Consider the following 16,360-nt stretch of genomic DNA (forward strand, 5'->3'; position numbering starts at 1 on the left):
AAGTTCGGCCTGTACGCGGATGAGCAGGGGCTGGCATGGGTCAAGAACTCGTCAAGGACGCTGTGGGCTCCCGGAGCGCCCGGATCAGCGGTGAGACCGTCGCACACACATTTCCCGGGAGCGAGCCGTCAACCGATGACGTGTACGACATTCTGGCGGAACAGTGGGCCGTGGAACATCCTGCTCAGAGCAGCGACGCACGGCAACTGATCGAGCTGCGCGTCCACTTGATGTGTTCCCTGCGGACATGGCGGGCGATCCGCAAGACAGTGATCAAGACTTTGTGTCCAGAGGGAATGGCCCCCCACACCTGCCGTGTTCCATGGATGGCGGCGTGAAATGGTCCGCGGTGCCCGGTGGCGCACAAAATGGCCGCCATGTAAATCGCGGCCACACCGATTCGGACCCGCAGGCCGTATCACCGCGGGGCAGGACTGAGGCAGACGGCCTGGTCTAGGTCCTGTCCGACGGATCATGTTCAGCAGGGCTCGGTTAGGGTGGCTGCATGTCTTCTGCACTTGTTGTTGGTTACGACCCGCAAGCGATACCTGGCGTTGACGGAGAGGCTCTTCGTGCGGCGCTCGACGCGGAGCTCGCCCGGTTCGGTGAGCACGGCATCGACGCGGCCATGACGCTGGTCGTGTTCGACGAATCGGCCGAGTCCACCCTCGTCGCATCGTTGACCAAGCAGCCGTGGGATGTCGTGGTCGTCGGCGCCGGGATCCGCAAGACCGAGCCGCTGCTTCCGCTCTTCGAACAGATCGTGAACCTGGTCCGGCGCCATGCGCCCCAAGCCGCGATTGCGTTCAACACCAGTGGCGGGGACAGCGTCGAGGCGGCACAGCGATGGCTCTGAATCCCGGCTGCCCGATCACGTCCTGAGCCACAGTCGGATCGCGGCAGCGGTAATGGTGCCCTGGAAGACGTAGGCGCGCTTGTCGAACCTCGTGGCCACGGCCCGGAAGTTTTTCAGGGCGTTGATCGTCCGCTCCACTTCGTTCCTGCGCCTGTAGACCATCCTGTCGAAGCCGGCGGGCCGCCCGCCTTGGCTGCCGCGGCGCTTGCGGTTGGCCCGCTGGTTGTTCGGCTCGGGGATGGTGTGCTTGATCTGCCGTCTGCGCAGGTAGCGGCGGTTGCGGCGCGAGGAGTACGCCTTGTCACCGCCGAGATGGTCCGGCCGGGTGCGGGGACGCCCGCCGCCGAGGCGGCCGACACGGATACGTTCCATGACAGGGATGAGCTGCGGGGCATCGCCCCACTGGCCCGGAGTGATCAGCAGGGCCAAGGGGCGGCGCCCGCCTTCCCCAGCCAGATGGATCTTGCAGGTGAGGCCGCCCCGGGAGCGTCCGAGTCCCTCGTCAGGGCGGTGCTGCCGGGGCGTGCGCCTTTCCCCGGCACCCGCGGGGACCTCCTACGAGCTCCGGCGGCGTGCTGGTGAGCCCGGCAGGTGGTGGAGTCCACGGACACCATGGACCAGTCGATGCGGCCTTCCGCGTCGGCGCCGGCCAGTACGGCTGCAAAGATCTTGTCCCACGTGCCGTCCGCCGACCAGCGTCTGTGCCGCTCATACACGGTCTTCCACTTGCCGAACCGCGCAGGCAGATCCCGCCACGGCACCCCGGTGCGCTGCCGGAAGCAAATACCGTTGATCACCCTGCGATGACTCTCCCAGCGCCCGCCCCGCTGCCCGGATTTCGGCAGGTGCGGCTTGCAGCTGCACCCACTCCTCGTCCGTGAGATCTCCCCGCTCCATGAACATGCCAACGACTCAAGCCTGAGGGAGTCACATGATCCGCCGGACAGGCCCTAGCCATCAGCGCTGGGCGGATCGTCACCGCCCCGGCTGACGCCCACGTCCAGGTGCGAGTCGTACAGCGTTGGCGAGGTCGTGACAAGGAAATCGCTGGCGCTCCCCCGGGACCGTCGGCCTGAGGAACTGTGCACCCCAACCTTGCCGTTCCGCCGAAGAGACAAGCCCAGCCGGGCACACCGGAGCGCGATTGCTGCCGATACCGCTGATCTGATGGAACCGGGGAAACACAGCGAAACCTCCCGCAGTAACCCTCTGCGACTACTCCCCAAGATCTGTGCCAGAACCCCGTTCTCGTGGACAAAACTGCCCAACCCACCCAGCAGGTTGAAAAGGCTCATTGGGTGCCGTTGGAGGCAAAGGCGTCATGTTCGGATTTCGTCGGTAGGAAGCGCGTGGCGCCTGGATCTGCCGAGCGCCCGTGTCGCCGTCACAGTCGACCGACGGCTACCCCCATGGTGTTGCCGGCGCCGACGGTGATGGGGGTCACGGCGTTGGTTGCGGTGTTGATCGCGAACACGGTTCCCTGGGGTGTCCCGTTGCCGTAGGAGCCGACCACATAGGCGCTCTTTCCGTCGGGGGTGAGGCCTACCTCCGACGGACGGAAGTACCTGCCCGACCCGGTGGACGGCGGGATGTCGCCGATCGGGATGGTCTTGGTGACCTTGTTGGTCTTCAGGTTGATCACGGACACCTTGCCCTGAATGATCTTGTTGTCGACGCCGACCACATAGGCCCGCTTGCCGTTGGGGCTGATCGCCAGCCCGCCCGTACCGGCACCGGGGATGGTGCGGACGATCTTCTGCTTCGCAAGGTTGATGACCGAGACGTTGCCGCTGTTGCCGGTCGCGTAGAGGCGCTTGCCGTCCGGGCTGATCGCCATGCCGTTGGCCGCTTCGTTGAGGCGGATGGTGGCGATGAGCTGGTTGTCGGCGGTGTTGATCACGGACAGGCTGCCCTTGCTGTCGGCCACGTAGAGGCGCTTGCCGCCGGGATCGATCGCCACCTGGTCGGGCCTGCTGACCTTGATGGTGGCGGAGGCTTGGTTGGTGGTGGTGTCGATCACCGACACCTTGTCCCCGTCGAAGGGGTTCTGGACGGCCACGTAGACGTGCTTGCCGTCCGGGGCCATCGCTTCCCCGTAAAGGCTGTCGGGAGAAAGCTCGTCCTTGTCGTACAGGATGTCCGTGACGCTCTGCTTGGCGATGTTGACCGCCGACACGTACCTGAAGGCGTTGGTCACGTAGAGACGGGTGTTGTCGGGGGTGATCGCCACCTGGTCGGGGCCACCGCCGACGGCGGTGGTCCCGAGCCCCTGGACCTTGTTGGTACTCGTGTCGATCGGGTACACGTGGCCGTCGAGGCTGGTGACGTAGGCGTATTCCTTCTGCTGCGGCGGCGGCTTCGGGCCAGCCGTGGCAGGCACGGGCGCCAGGAGTGCCAGCCCTGACGTGATGGCCACCGTGATGGTTCGCCGTACAGCGGATCGCTGAAAGTGCACGTGGACCTCCGGATCGACGTGATGGTCTCTCGTGCCACCCGGTGTACCGCCGCAACTGACCAGTCGTCAGCGGATCTGTACGTCAGTCACCCGGAAGAGTGCCAGCCTGAGCAGCACGCGACGGGGGATGGCACTGGGCCTTCGGCCGTCACCCGGAGTCGCGCACCGGCGGAAGCGAACAGCCGCCTATCTCCCCGCCCAGCCCGGTCAGTTCGAAGACCCCGGATCCGATTCGCGGAACTGCACAGACGAGCCTACGAGAGCCGTATGCGCTGGGCACTGGTCTCCGGCGCGGCAGGCGCCCTGACCCACCTGCATCTCCGCCCGTGCGAACTCACAGTCCCCCTGCACCTGCTCGAGTGCGCCGAAAACGCCTACCCCAGTGCTCTCACCAGGCTGCTGGCCGGCGACCTCAGCCCCCACATGGGCGGGCCCCCGGAAGCCGCGGAAGCACAAGCGGGTCCTCCAGGAAGCGGAGCGCCGCAGGCAGACACCCGGATCACCAGCCTCGTCCAGGCCGTCCTCACCCTGCATCTGACCAGCTCAGAGAGAGCATGGAAAAGGCTCACTGTCTACGGACGCTATCGGGTGTGGCGGGACACCGGTGTCTTCACCGCCCTGTTGGAAGGCCTGATCGCCGAGGGTGCCCGCGTCGGCACGACGGACTTGTCGCTGGTCAGCGTCGACTCCACCACGGTCCGCGCTCACCACGACGCCGCAGGGCTCCGCGTCAGCAAGCACCTCATGTCTGCTCTGGAACAAGCCGCGCAGGAGCAGGAGACAGCCCGACAAAAAGGGGCGGCACGGAGGAACAGAACGGACAGGCCGGGCGTCGGCGCCTCCGACGCCGACGCAGCCTCCGCCTGAAGGAGGCCCTACTCGGCAGGTCCCGGGGCGGGCTGACCAGCAAGATTCACCCCGCCGCGGACCACAGATGCCGTCCGCTCGCGCTGGCCCTGACCGCCGGACAGGCCGGGGACCGCAGTTCATCCCCGTCCTGAAGAGGGTGAGAGTCCGCCTGCCTGTGGGCCGTCCCCGCACGACGCCCGGCGCGGTCGCCGCGGATAGGGCCTACTCGTCCCACCGGCAACCGCTCCTACCTGCGCAGACGCAGCATCAAGGTCATCCCCGAGAAGAAGGACCAGGCCGCCAACCGCAAGAAGACACGAGGCGGCCGCCCCGTCAGTCACGACGCCGACCTCTACAAACAGCGGAACATGGTCAAACGCCTGATCAACAAGCTGAAGGCCTGGCGGGGCATCGCCACCCGATACGACAAGACACCAGACAGCTCCACCTACGCGCCACAATGATCTCGATCGACGACCTGCTGAAAACCACCCAATGATCACGACATCACACAGGCCCTGAGGCCACCTTTTCGATGCGCTGTTCGGGGCCGCTGTTGAGCGTGGCATCGAGTTCCTTGGCCAGGTACTTGGGGCTGCGGGCGATCTTGGAGACGCCTCCGTAGCAGGGGCCCGGGTGCCGCGCCGCGTCCTATACGGTCACCACGCGCGTTGTGCACGGTGGACTTTCGATGCGTCGCAGCCCTTGCAGCCGCCTAAAATCACTGGGGTGACGGCAAGCACTCATGACATCGAAAAGGCAGCCGGTGTGCTGCGCGCTGGCGGCCTGGTGGCCCTCCCGACCGAAACCGTCTACGGCTTGGGCGCCAACGCCGAGGACCCTGTCGCCGTCGCGCGGATCTTCCAGACCAAGGGACGACCGCCGTCCCACCCGCTGATCGTTCACATCGCCGACGCGGAGCATCTGGACGACTGGGTCGAGACCGTGCCCGCGGCGGCGCGCCTGCTGGCCGATCATTTCTGGCCCGGGCCGCTGACGCTGGTCCTGCGGCGCGGCCGGCGGGTGCCGCTGGAGGCGACCGGGGGGCTGGAGACAGTGGCTGTCCGCGTGCCCGACCACCCCGTAGCCCGCGCGCTGCTGACGGCTTTCGGCGGTGGCATCACGGCCCCGTCCGCCAACCGGTTCGGATCGGTCAGCCCCACCACCGCGGACCACGTCCGTGCGGAGCTGGGTGATGCCGTCGACTTCGTCCTGGACGGCGGCCCCTGCCAGGTCGGCGTCGAGTCGACCATCGTCGACGTCACGAACGAGACGCCGAGCATCCTGCGGCCCGGCGGTGTGACGCGCGAGGACCTCGAAGCAGTGCTGGGGTTCCCGCTCGCGGTGCCCTCGACGAGTCGTGTCCGGGTGCCGGGCCAGCACCCCTCGCACTACGCCCCAAGGGCGCGGGTCGTCCTCGTCGAGCCGGAGAAGGTCGTGACCGAAGCCGAGCTGGCGCAGGAGCTGGGGCACCAGGTGGGCGTCCTTCTTCCACCCTCCTTCGCGGGCGCTACGGTCAAGGCCCACGCCCTCGTGGCCCTCCCCGGTTCGATGGACGCCTACGCGCGTGGGCTGTACGGGTTCCTGCGCGAGCTCGACGAGCGGGGGTGCGACCTCATCGTCGCGGCCTTGCCGGTCGAGGAAGGCCTGGGGCTCGCGATCGCCAACCGGCTCCTTCGGGCTGCCGGGCCCCGGCCCCCAGCGTGACGTCCACTTCGATCAGGACGTGGTGGGCAATGCCGCGTCAAGGCCGCGGGTGGCGACGAGCTTCGCGCTGCCGTCGGCCAGTCGGTAGGACAGCCCCACCACGGCGAGGCGGCCTGCGGCGACCGCCTCGGCCAGGACGCGGGAGCGCTCCAGCAGCAGGTCCACGGTGTGCTCAATGTGCTCGGCCAGGATCTCCTCGGCGCTCTCGCGTCCGGCGGCGCGGGCGGCCAGCACGCTCGGGGTAACCCGTTCGACCACGTCACGGACGAAGCCGCCCGGCGTCTGCCCGTTCTCCAGAGCGGAGCAGGCCGCGGCGACAGCACCGCACGAATCGTGGCCGAGGACGACGACCAGCGGCGCGTGGAGCACACTCACGCCGAACTCGATGGAACCAAGGACTTCCGTGCCGGCGACATGTCCCGCGGTGCGGACCACGAACAGGTCGCCCAGGCCGCGGTCGAAGATGATCTCAGCGGCCAGCCGGGAGTCGGAGCATCCGAACAGCACCGCGAAGGGCTGCTGGGACGGTGCGGTCTCCGTGCGGCGGGTGGCGTCCTGGTTCGGGTGCTCGGGGGCGCCGGCGACGAAGCGCTGGTTACCGGCCATGAGCAGGTCGAAGGCGTCGCGCGGCGTCGGGTTGTGGATCTCCGTCATGGCGGCAGCCTACGAGGCGGCCCCAGCCGTCGCACCACCTGGTCCCGCCGGGGCGGGCGACGCCTGGCGAGGTGGGCGGTGCGGACCAGCTTCATCGGGCATGGGCGTCACCGAAACCGAGCCACAATCTGGGCCATTGTCAAGCCCCGCGAATCTGTCCAGCCACGAAACGGTAGTTCCCGAGAACTGGACCCCACCGCACGCCACGCGCACAGTTGCCCTCACCCACCCGCCCCGGCCCAGACGGGCCACCGACGCCCAGGACGGTGTCCAGCAGTCCGACGCTGACGTGACGCCCTCCTTCTGGGCCGCCCTCCTCACAGGCATCGGCGCACCACTCGCCATCGGCGCAGCACTCTTTTGCCGATCCCCTGCCTTCACCGGACCGGGGCTGCGCACCCGAACGACGCTGCCGGATCCACCGCAACTCAGGCGATCGTTCCGCCGCCGTCGACGTAGACCGTCGAGCCCGTGGCGTACGGGTTGTCGGCGAGGAAGAGGACGGCCGAGGAGACGTCGGCGGGGTCGCCGACGCGGCGTACGGGCAGCCGGGCGGCGGCGGCCTCGTACATGGCGTCGCGCGCCTCGGTGTCGAGGCCGTCCCACAGGGGGGTGCGCAGCAAACCGGGCGAGACGGCGTTCACGCGCAGGGGAGCGTACTCCAGGGCCAGACCGCGCACGAGCGCCTCCATGGCCGCGTTGATGGCGCTCTGCAGCGCGGTGGCTTTGCCCGGGCGCTGCGAGAGGTAGCCTGCGACCAGGGTCAGAGATCCCGAGGGATCGACGGACACGGAACGGGCGATGCGGTAGGCGCCCCAGAACTTGCTGTCCATGGCGGCGTAGGCGTCGGCCTGGGTGAGGGTGTCGACGCGGCCCATGGGGGTTTCGGCGGCGGACACGACGACGTGGTCGAAGGTGCCGGCTGCCGCGGCGAACTGCTCGACCTCGGTGTCGGAGCGAATGTCGAGCGCTTGGGCGCTGGACTTGCCGGCGAGCGGGGCCAGTTCGGCGAGCGCTGCCTTGAGCTTGTGCGGAGAGCGGGAGGCGATGATGGTCTCGGCGCCGCGGGCGGCGAATGCGCGGGCGGTGGCGAGGCCCACACCGGAGGTGCCGCCGACGATGAGGGCGCGCTGCCCCTCGTAGGTGTTCATGAGTGATCTGTCTCCAGTTGTGGTGGGAGGGCAGGGGCTTCGGGCGTCATGCCGCGGTCGCGGTTCCGGGTAGTTCCCCGGACCGGGTCCGGGCGTAGGAGGCCCGGTCCAGTTCGGTGATCTGTACGGAGATGTCGCAGGAGGTTTCGCGCAGGGTCCGCGCGAAGGCCCGGGTGAGGACGGCGAGGGCGGTCTCGGCGATGGCAGCCCTCGTCTGAGGGGACTTGCCGGCGAACGTGCGTACGTCGAGATTGACGAAGGACTGTTCGCGGCTGCCGTCGCCGATGGCGTAGGAGTCCATGCGCACCGCGCGGCTCTTGAAGTCCTGGAGGCGGAAGCCGCCGGCGACGGCGAGCGCGGTGTGGATCTCGGCGAAGACGACGGCTGCGTCGAACGGGTCGCGGGCGTTGGACGAGTACTCGAGGGCGAGGTGCGGCATTGGCGTGCCTTTCGGGAGGTGAGGGCCGTCAGCGGGCGATGGAAGCCGCCGGGGCGGGGGCGGCCGGCACGGGGGCAGCGGCCTTGCGGATACCGGTTGCGCTCAGCACGGCGGCGACGGCCAGGGCGACGACGGCTGAGGCCAGGGCGGCCCGCAGACCGGAGAGGAAGTGGCCGGAAGCGGCCTGCCCGACGAGCAGTCCCATGGCGGCGACTCCGATGAGGCCGCCGAGCTGGCGGGAGGCGTTGAGGACGCCGGAGGCGATCCCGCCGTTGGCCGGGTCGACCGCGCCGAGCATCGCGTTGGTCATGGCGGGGACGACCAGGCCGATACCGAAGCCAGCGACCAGGAACTGTACGACCAGGGCCGGGTAGGAGCCGGAGCCCACTGCGGGCAGGACGGCCAGGTAGCCGAGCGCGGCAAGGGTGTTGCCGGCGAGCAGGACGCGCCGGGCGCCGTGGCGCTTGACCAGCGGGCCGCAGGCCAAGTTGGCGGCCATGATGGCGGCGGTCATGGGAAGGAAGGCGAGGCCGGCGGTGATCGGCGAGTATTCCCACACCTGCTGGAAGAAGAGGCTGAAGACGAAGATGAGGCCGTAGAAGGCGAAGTTGAGCAGGACGCCGATGAGTGAGGTGGCACTGAACGCGTGGCGTCCGAACAGGTGGAGCGGCAGCATCGGGTCGGCGCTGCGGTGTTCGACGGTGAGGAAGGCGATCAGCGCGGCGGCGAAGACCGCCAGGCAGGTGACGACCAGGGCGGACCCCCACCCTTGGGCGTTGGCCTCGATGATGGCGGTGGTCAGGCTGCCGAGGCCGATGACGGCGAGCAGCTGGCCGGGCAGGTCGAGGGAGCGTCGGCGGGAGCGGTCACGGGCCGGAGCGGGCTGTGCGTACAGCTGGGTGAGCAGGATGCCGACAGCGGCGATGGGGAGGTTGACGTAGAAGATGGAGCGCCAGCCGAGCCAGTCCACCAGCAGTCCGCCGACGACCGGGCCGAGGGCGAGCGCGAGGCCGCCGGCGGCGGCCCAGAGGCTTACGGCGCGGGTGCGGCGGGCGGGGTCGGGGAAGTTGGTGTTCACGAGGGACAGCGAGGAGGGCACGATCATGGCCGCCCCGATGCCCTGGAGGACGCGCGCCGCGATGAGGGTGATCAGGGACGGGGCGGCGCCGCAGGCCAGTGAGGTGAGGGCGAAGATGGCGAAGCCGAGGATGAAGATGCGCTTGGGGTCGAAGCGGTCGCCCAGGGCTCCGGCGGTGAGCAGGAAGGCGGCGAAGGTGAGGGTGTAGCCGTTGATCACCCACTCCAGGCCGGAGAGGCTGCCGCCGAATTCTCCGGCGAGGGCCTTGGTGGCGACGTTGACGACGCTGACGTCGAGAATGACGACCACGAAGCCCAGGCAGGCGGCGAAGAGGGTCGGGCCCGGCCGGGCCGCGGCGGAGGGGTCATGGCGACTCATGTGCTCTGCCTTTCATTGAATGGGGGCGGGGACGGGGCTGGGTACGGGTCCGGGCGGCGGCGTACCGTGCCGGCCAGGCCGTTCCCAACGCCGGGTGTAACTGCAGTGCGGCCGGGGGCCGCAGCAGATGGGGCCCTGGCAGGCATCACGGGATCGTGCCTGCACACATAGACTGTTCGCTGAAGAACGAACACCAGAGAGTGTACGCATGGCAACGAACACTCTGCAATCGGTGCCCGGTGTGATCCGGACACCCCGACGGGACGGAGAGCCGCCATGGCGGCAGCACACGCGCAGTCCGCGCCAGAGAGCCGGCACCCGGCCGCGGCACACGACGCGGCGGCAACGAGCCACCGCGTGCCGCCGGTCCACACCGACCCTCGCGAGGTGCCCCTGGAGGCTGCCCTCCTCGCGCTGGCCGACCCGGTCCGCCGCACACTCGTAAGGGAACTGGCCGGGGCCGGTGACTGGCAGCGTTCGTGCGGGAGTTTCGACGTGCCGGTAACCAAGGCGACCCTCAGCCGGCACTTCGCGGTCCTGCGGGACGCCGGGCTGCTGGAGCAGCGTGACGCCGGGGCCAAGAGACTCAACCGGCTGCGGCGGCCCGAGTTCGACGAGCGCTTTCCCGGGCTGCTCGAACTGGTACTGGGAACGGATTAGGGTCCTCGGTGGGCCGCAGCACACGGTCGTACAGCGCTGCGGCCACTGCCGACGCCACGGCGGGGTCCGTGGCCGGAACGCCGTAGGCCACGGAGAGCGACATCGACCCGGCGAAGGTCGCGACGTGCAGGACCAGGCCGTAGTTGGCTCCCGTACGGTTGACGACCGTACGGAATTCGGTGACCCGCGCCGCGTGCGTACCCAACGCCGGGTCGACCACCCCCACGTTCGTGATGCAGACCCCCGGGGCATCGGTTCCGGCGGCCGCCACCTCCACGGCCCGGCGGATCGCCGAGTGGTCCCGCCGAGGCGGCCGCCAACGCGCGTCCGCGTCCCGCAGCGCGGCGCCGTAGCGGCGCGCGGCCGTGGCCGGGCCGTTGGTGTCCAGTGCCACGGGTACGCCGACCACGTTGATGAAGCAACCGACGTCCGGGAGGGCGGCCGGCCCCGGGTACCGCCCGCGCAGGGAGACCGCGGTCAGGAGCCGGACCTCCGGTCGGCCCGCGACCTCGGCATAGGCCCTGGCGAAGGCAGCGCCGAGGAACTGGTTGACCGTCACCTCGTGCGCGCGGCACCACGACCTCAGCGCCGCACTCTGCTCCGGGCAGAGCGCGAGGGGTACGAAGTCGGCCGTGCGCTCGGCCCAGGGAGCGACGGATGCGAACGGAAGGGCCGGCAGCGGCCGGATCTCCTCGGGCACCGGAGATCCGGTGGCGGCACCGGGCGCACGGTAGTCCAACCCGTCGGCGTTCGGCGGGACACGGCGTACGTCCTCGTACGGCCGGGGATGCGCTGACACCCCCGCCGGAGTCCTGGGCGCCGGCCCGTCCAGCTGATCAAGGAGCGCGCGCAGTAGGGCCCCCGTGGAGTGTCCGTCCGAGATCGCGTGGTTGCGGGTGAAGTAGAGGTGGGTCCGGCCCGGTGCGCCCTGCCCCTCCGTGGCGCCGGAGCTCGGCTCGCTGACAGCGCGCAACCGCCACAGAGGACCGCCTGTGGGCAGGATGTCGTTCAACTCCTGTCGAAAGACGTCGTCCGGCGTGTGCGACGGGCCGAGCAGGCCGTACCCCAACTGGGCTGGCTGCAGGTTCGGTTCCTCACGGAACCACAGCCCGTCCCGGCGCTCCTCGATCCGCAGCCGCAGGACCGGGACGTCCTGCACCCACCGGCTCACCGCCCGCTCCAGCGCGCCGGCGGGCAGGTCGCCACGGAGCGAGAGCAGGGTCGTGACCTGTGAGGTGCCGCGCATCAGGGCGTGGGTGTACGCGAACGACGCCTCGATGTCACTGAGCCTGCGGGGCAGACCCGCGGCGCTCACCGACCCCACTCCTGCCCCCGGGCTACGCCCGGCCGCGTCCACGCCAGGGAGTGGGACATCCGGACGCCGTGGCTGCTCACGTCGATGGTGACGCGGTCGCCGTCGGCGGCCCGGAAGCCGCCGTGGAAGCTGCTCCGGTCGGCGCCGATGTAGACGTAGTGCACGCGGCCGGGCCGGTGCAGGGCCCGGTGGGCGAAGAGACGATCCATGATCGCGGCCACGTCATAGTGGATGGCGTCGGTTCCGGTGGTGAAGGCACCCTTCCATGCCGTGGCGCCGTTGCGCTCGATGACGACCTCGCCGGCCGCCGTGCGCGGCGGGGCCCCCAGGTGCATCCAGGGGGCAATGCCCGCGTCGCACAGCTTGGCGTAGGAGAGGTGGCCGGCGTGCTGCTTGAACCGGCCAATGTCCGTGAGGTCGTTGCCGAAGGTGTATCCGGCGTAACGTGGCGCGCCGTCCTCGTCGCCGACGTACACCAGAACGACCTCCGCCTCTTCACACACGGCAACCGCGTCCGCGGGGACGGAGAGGGGCTCGCCCGGCACCTTCAGGGCGTCACCGAGACCCTTGACGAACCAGTTGGGCTGGTCCTGCGCCGAGACGTCGATCTTGACGTTGTGGGTCATCATGAAGCCGCTGACCAAGGCATCGCCGACGTGTTCGGGCAGCAGGGGTGGCCGCATGCGCACCTGGTGACGCGCGTCGGCCGGAACTTCGACCACGGGTCGCTCCGCCAGCAGGGCGGTGAGGGCCGCGGCGCGGTCGTCCTCGTCGCGGGTCCGGGTGAAGAGGGCGGCGGGGCAATCGTCCTCGCGCAGGCGGTTCAGGCGCAGCGGCGCGTCGTCGGAGGGGACGCCCAGTCCGATGTGGCGGGCGTTGTCAAAGGTGCATTCGAAGAGCACTGTCACGGTGGGATCTCCTGTCGGAAGGCGGATGGAAGGGGCGTGAGGGGGTCGATGCCGGGGATCAATCCATGAGGATTTCGACAAGAACCGGCTTGCGGTGCGCCTTCAGGTGGGCCACTGCCTCGCGGATGGTCGGGGCGACATCGCCGATCTTCTCGACCCGAGGCAGGGCGTGGACTCCGTACGACCGGGCCATGGACACGAAGTCGACGGGGTGGTCGTAGAAGCTGGTGGCGATGTGCGCGCGGTCGATGTCGCGGTCGCGGTGGCCGGCTATGCGCTCGGCGTGCTGAGTTGAGTTGAGGTAGAGCCGGTTGTTCATGACGACGACCAGCAGCGGCGCGTCCTGGGCGGCGAGCGTCCACAGCGCGCTCGGCGTGTAAAGGAAGTCGCCGTCCGCCTGGAGGTCGATGCAGAGCGTGTCGTCCTCCCGGTGGGCAAGGGCCGCGCCAACCGAGGCGCCCAGTCCGTAGCCGAGTCCGCCGCCGCCGTTGAGGCCCAGGTAGCTGCCGGGTCGCTCCAAGGGCCACAACTTCTTGACCCAGCCGTCGATGGTCAGGCTGCCGGTGTTCGTGAGGACCCATTCCTCGTCGCGGACGGCCCGGTGGATCTCGTCGAGGGCGCCGGCGACATGGATGTGCTCTCGGTTCTTGAGCTCTTGGGACTGGAGCGACCACTGCGCACGGGCGCGGGTGTGGACGGCGGCGAGGGTCTCGGTCCGCTCGGTACGGCGCTCGGTGAAAGCCTCCGTGGCGAAGGGTCCTGCCGGATCTTCGGCCAGGGAGCGCAGGGCAGCGATCGAGGCACCCGTGTCGGCGGCGATCGACCGGTCGACAGGCACGAACTGCTGGTAGTCAGCAGCCCACTTGCTGGTGAGGAGTTCGTTGAATCCGATCGTGACGAGCTCGGCGCCGTTGGCAGGCGTGCCCTGGTTCGTGAGGGGCAGGAAGGCGCCGAGTGCTCCGACGAGGTCCTGGACTTCCAGGGCGATCACCAGATCGGCGTCCGCGAGCACCTCTGTGCCCGTGTGACTGACGTTGAGCGGGTGGGTGTTGGGGAAGTTCAGACGGTTGCCTCGGTCGACCACGGCCAGGCCCAGTGCCTCGGCGAGGGCGACGAGCGGGGCCACCGTCCGAGGGTCGCGCCCGGAGAAGTCGACGATGAGTACGGGCATGCGGGAAGCGAGCAATCGTTCGGAGAGGTAACCCAGCGTCTCCTGGTCGAGCGGAGGCAGCCGGGTGGGTTCGGTCGCACCCGCGGGGAGAAGACGTACCCCTTCCCGCAGGGGCTCCTCTTGGGTGTCGAAGTCGAGGGCGACGAACACCGGTGCATGCATCGGTGTGTTCATCAGCTTGAAGGCCCGGGTGAGGGACTCCACCGTGGCGCGCTGGCCGATGGGCTGGTCACACCACTTCACATAGTCCTTGACGACGGACTCGATGTTCTGCGAGGTGTGGATCCAGTCGATCCAGGGACGCCGCTTTCCCGCGTCGACGGGGCCGTTGCCACCGAGGATGAAGAGCGGCACCCGGTCGCACCAGGCGTTGAAGATGGCCATGGAGGCGTGCAGCAGCCCGACATTGGCGTGGACGAAAACGCCCATGTGGCGTCCGCTCGCCTTGTGGTAGCCGTGGGCGATCGCCACGGCGATCTCCTCGTGGCATGCCATCACGATGTCTGGTGCGATACCCGCGTTTTCGGCGTGGACGAGCGAGTCGTGGACCCCGCGGAACGAGGCGCCGGGGTTGAAGACGACGGTGTCGATGTCCTGCTGGTGCAGGAACTCGACGATCAGGTCGGAGAAGTATGTGGTCGTCATGCGTGTTCCTCAATGCGTTCGGTACGGGGAGCGGCGCCCTCGTCTGCCGCGGGGTGCCAGAGCGGGTCGCCCTCGATGCGGCGCGCCACCGCCCAGCGGTCGGCGTGGTCGTTGAGGTCGAGTCCGAAGCCGTGGCCGGCCGGAGGTGAGATGGTGTTCGTCACCCGACACACGGCGGGACGCGGCGAGACGATCATCTCGGGGAAGAACCGGTCGGATTGGCCGGCTTCCACGGTCAGGGCGTCGCAGTGACGGAACGCGAGCGCCCGTCCGGCATTGACGAGTGGGCCCACTTCGGCGACTTGAACGCCGATCTGGAAGCCGAGGCCCTGCGCGCGGGCGAAGGCCGCGAGCCGGGCGGCGGCGACCGGGCCACCGTTCTTGGCCACCCGGATGTTGAACGCGTCGCAGGCACCGTGGGCGACGGCTGCTCGCGCGTCGTCGAGGGTGCAGACGGATTCGTCCAACATGATCGGGAGGCCGACGTCCGCGCGCAAGCGGCCGAGGGCTTCCCAGGCGCCCTTGGGCAGGGGCTCCTCGACGAGTGTGGCTCCGGCGTCCCGGAGGGCCCGCACGTGCCGGGGGGCCTCGTCCCCGCTCCAGCTCATGTTGGCGTCCACCATGATCGGGACGGTGTCCGCGAGCTGTGCGCGGAGCCGCGCCACCGTGCGGACGTCCTGCGCCATGTCACGCGATGCCTTGATCTTGACGAAGTGGAACGGGCCGCGGGTGGCGAGGAACTCGTCGGTGTCGAGGCTGAGATCGAGAACCTGGGAGACCGGCAGGGACCCGGGACGTTCGGCCACCGCGTCCCGCGGGCCACCGGGCACCAGGTCCACGCCGGGCAGCGCGAGCCGCTTGCCGAGCAGATCGAGCAGCGCGGTCTCCAGCAGACACAGCAGGTTGTTCCCGCCGCGCAGGCCGAACGTGTCGGCGACCCCTTCGCGCAGGAGCCGGTCGAGAAGGTCGGCCGGATCCGTATGCCGCAAGGTGGCGGCGACGTCCTCAAGGGGCAGGCCCTGCAACTCGGCCGAGACGGAGTCCGTGGTCTCACCGGTGACGTACGGTCGCGGAGCGCATTCCCCTATGCCCCGCATGCCGTCGACTTCCAGGCGCAGGACGAGGCTGTCGGAGGCCGATCGCCGCCGCGCGGGGTGGTCGAAGGCGACCGTCATGGGCAGCCGGACCCGGTACAGGTCCGCCGATGAATGCTCAGGCATTGCGGTCGAGCCCCTGCAGCAGGGTGAAGGCGGAGGCCCAGTCCACCAGGCGGGCGCGGACATCGGTGTAGAAGAGATAGTGCTTGTCGGTGGCGAACTGGATGAGGGCTCCGTCACTGGCGGTCATCCGCAGGAAGGTGCGCTGCGCGTCGTCGAGGTCCACGATGGGGTCGCTGATGCCGGAGACGAAGGCCGCCGGGACCGATGGCAGTGTGCGCTGCGGGACCGTGTACATGCGCTCCAGCTGGAGCAGGGTCGCCCGCGAGCGGCGGGTCAGCAGCCGGACCGCGAGGTCGTCGTTGTCGATGAAGTGCCGGTGGCGCGCCTCGTCGGTGAAATCCGCGGATCTCAGGCCCGCGTCCCACAGCTCGGTGCTGGTGTCGGCGGCGAGTCGCTGCCGCTCCTCCTCACTGTGCGTGGCGTGCAGCTTGCCGAGCCAGGACGAGCAGAAGACGGCCGCGTCGTAGCGGGTGATGAAGCCGGGGTGGTGCATGAGGGCGGCCATGAAGGACCCGCCCAGGCAGTGGCCGAAGAGCGAGAGCGGCACCTCGTCGCCGATCAGGGTGCGTACGTGCTCGAGGGCGACCGTGTAGTCGCCGAGGACGGTCTGTGCGTCGGGGAGTTCGTGCCGGGGGCCGCCGCTGATGCCACTGCCGCGCCGGTCGAGTACGAAGAAGGCGATGTCATTGTCGGCGAACTGGGGTCCGACCTCCCACAGCCAACCGGCGTGTGACTGCAGGCCGTGGAAGTAGAACACGGCACCCTTGACGTCCCCGCGCGGCCGCCACAGGTGGAGGGCGAGATCCGTGCCGTCGACCGGCAATCCGATGATCTCCCGGCGGATGTTCTGCGGCGGCCTCTTGGTGTCGATCAT

13 protein-coding genes and 2 pseudogenes are annotated in these 16,360 nt (G+C 69.3%); 4 read left to right on the forward strand and 11 right to left on the reverse strand.

From position 1 onward, the window contains the following. Positions 1–505: 505 nt before the first annotated feature. On the forward strand, positions 506–856 hold the full coding sequence (locus E6R62_RS22415; RefSeq protein WP_136215304.1) for a hypothetical protein: 351 nt from the start codon (positions 506–508) through the stop codon (positions 854–856). A gap of 15 nt (positions 857–871) precedes the next feature. Here the strand turns inward: E6R62_RS22415 and E6R62_RS22420 are convergent. Together E6R62_RS22420 and E6R62_RS22425 are read right to left on the reverse strand one after the other, a co-directional pair. Beyond that, positions 872–1,753 (reverse strand): annotated as a pseudogene (locus E6R62_RS22420) (IS5 family transposase). 487 nt (positions 1,754–2,240) lie between these two features. Beyond that, complete coding sequence (locus E6R62_RS22425; RefSeq protein ID WP_136215305.1) at positions 2,241–3,236, reverse strand: YncE family protein; 996 nt, start codon at positions 3,234–3,236, stop codon at positions 2,241–2,243. 642 nt (positions 3,237–3,878) lie between these two features. Here E6R62_RS22425 and E6R62_RS22430 point away from each other — a divergent pair. Beyond that, positions 3,879–4,659: pseudogene (locus E6R62_RS22430) on the forward strand (transposase); the annotation flags it as partial. A 230-nt stretch (positions 4,660–4,889) separates the two neighbouring features. Continuing rightward, positions 4,890–5,867, forward strand: a complete 978-nt coding sequence (locus E6R62_RS22435) for an L-threonylcarbamoyladenylate synthase (protein ID WP_136215306.1) — start codon at positions 4,890–4,892, stop codon at positions 5,865–5,867. A gap of 12 nt (positions 5,868–5,879) precedes the next feature. On the opposite strand, the gene E6R62_RS22440 is transcribed toward E6R62_RS22435, so the two are convergent. From E6R62_RS22440 to E6R62_RS22455, 4 genes are all read right to left on the reverse strand, one after another. Further along, on the reverse strand, positions 5,880–6,521 hold the full coding sequence (locus tag E6R62_RS22440; protein WP_136215307.1) for a carbonic anhydrase: 642 nt from the start codon (positions 6,519–6,521) through the stop codon (positions 5,880–5,882). Between the two features lie 428 nt (positions 6,522–6,949). After that, positions 6,950–7,672, reverse strand: a complete 723-nt coding sequence (locus E6R62_RS22445) for an SDR family oxidoreductase (RefSeq protein WP_136215308.1) — start codon at positions 7,670–7,672, stop codon at positions 6,950–6,952. 46 nt (positions 7,673–7,718) lie between these two features. Beyond that, complete coding sequence (locus tag E6R62_RS22450) at positions 7,719–8,111, reverse strand: 5-carboxymethyl-2-hydroxymuconate Delta-isomerase (RefSeq protein WP_136215309.1); 393 nt, start codon at positions 8,109–8,111, stop codon at positions 7,719–7,721. 28 nt (positions 8,112–8,139) lie between these two features. Continuing rightward, positions 8,140–9,567: an MFS transporter gene (locus tag E6R62_RS22455; protein ID WP_136215310.1), complete on the reverse strand. Its 1,428-nt coding sequence runs from the start codon at positions 9,565–9,567 to the stop codon at positions 8,140–8,142. 276 nt (positions 9,568–9,843) lie between these two features. On the opposite strand from E6R62_RS22455, the gene E6R62_RS22460 reads away from it, so the two are divergent. Next, the gene (locus E6R62_RS22460) at positions 9,844–10,227 is read left to right on the forward strand and encodes a helix-turn-helix transcriptional regulator (RefSeq protein WP_136215311.1); all 384 of its coding nucleotides are present in this window, start codon (positions 9,844–9,846) and stop codon (positions 10,225–10,227) included. Here the strand turns inward: E6R62_RS22460 and E6R62_RS22465 are convergent. From E6R62_RS22465 to E6R62_RS22485, 5 genes are read right to left on the reverse strand one after another with little or no spacing between them, the layout of a single operon-like run. Continuing rightward, entirely contained in the window at positions 10,154–11,542 is a 1,389-nt protein-coding gene (locus E6R62_RS22465) for a hypothetical protein (protein ID WP_136215312.1), read from the reverse strand. The genes E6R62_RS22460 and E6R62_RS22465 overlap by 74 nt on opposite strands. Next, positions 11,539–12,450 carry an FAH family protein gene (locus E6R62_RS22470; RefSeq protein ID WP_136215313.1) on the reverse strand — a complete coding sequence of 304 codons (912 nt, stop codon included), beginning with the start codon at positions 12,448–12,450 and terminating at the stop codon, positions 11,539–11,541. Before E6R62_RS22470 ends, E6R62_RS22465 begins: the two co-directional genes overlap by 4 nt. A 58-nt stretch (positions 12,451–12,508) precedes the next feature. Beyond that, a complete protein-coding gene (locus E6R62_RS22475) occupies positions 12,509–14,266 on the reverse strand; it encodes a thiamine pyrophosphate-binding protein (RefSeq protein ID WP_136215314.1) in 1,758 nt (585 codons plus the stop codon). Continuing rightward, on the reverse strand, positions 14,263–15,486 hold the full coding sequence (locus E6R62_RS22480; protein WP_206308807.1) for an enolase C-terminal domain-like protein: 1,224 nt from the start codon (positions 15,484–15,486) through the stop codon (positions 14,263–14,265). Before E6R62_RS22480 ends, E6R62_RS22475 begins: the two co-directional genes overlap by 4 nt. Beyond that, positions 15,479–16,360 carry an alpha/beta hydrolase gene (locus tag E6R62_RS22485; RefSeq protein ID WP_136215315.1) on the reverse strand — a complete coding sequence of 294 codons (882 nt, stop codon included), beginning with the start codon at positions 16,358–16,360 and terminating at the stop codon, positions 15,479–15,481. Before E6R62_RS22485 ends, E6R62_RS22480 begins: the two co-directional genes overlap by 8 nt.

It is taken from the genome of Streptomyces sp. A1136, assembly GCF_004795055.1.
GTDB lineage: Bacteria > Actinomycetota > Actinomycetes > Streptomycetales > Streptomycetaceae > Streptomyces.

Excerpts from the sequence above, each read along its gene's own strand:
- E6R62_RS22415 (WP_136215304.1), top strand. The coding sequence starts at position 506 with ATGTCTTCTGCACTTGTTGTTGGTTACGACCCGCAAGCGATACCTGGC.
- E6R62_RS22440 (WP_136215307.1), bottom strand. The coding sequence starts at position 6,521 with ATGACGGAGATCCACAACCCGACGCCGCGCGACGCCTTCGACCTGCTC.
- E6R62_RS22445 (WP_136215308.1), bottom strand. The coding sequence starts at position 7,672 with ATGAACACCTACGAGGGGCAGCGCGCCCTCATCGTCGGCGGCACCTCC.
- E6R62_RS22450 (WP_136215309.1), bottom strand. The coding sequence starts at position 8,111 with ATGCCGCACCTCGCCCTCGAGTACTCGTCCAACGCCCGCGACCCGTTC.
- E6R62_RS22455 (WP_136215310.1), bottom strand. The coding sequence starts at position 9,567 with ATGAGTCGCCATGACCCCTCCGCCGCGGCCCGGCCGGGCCCGACCCTC.
- E6R62_RS22460 (WP_136215311.1), top strand. The coding sequence starts at position 9,844 with ATGGCGGCAGCACACGCGCAGTCCGCGCCAGAGAGCCGGCACCCGGCC.
- E6R62_RS22475 (WP_136215314.1), bottom strand. The coding sequence starts at position 14,266 with ATGACGACCACATACTTCTCCGACCTGATCGTCGAGTTCCTGCACCAG.
- E6R62_RS22480 (WP_206308807.1), bottom strand. The coding sequence starts at position 15,486 with ATGCCTGAGCATTCATCGGCGGACCTGTACCGGGTCCGGCTGCCCATG.
- E6R62_RS22485 (WP_136215315.1), bottom strand. The coding sequence starts at position 16,360 with ATGATCGACACCAAGAGGCCGCCGCAGAACATCCGCCGGGAGATCATC.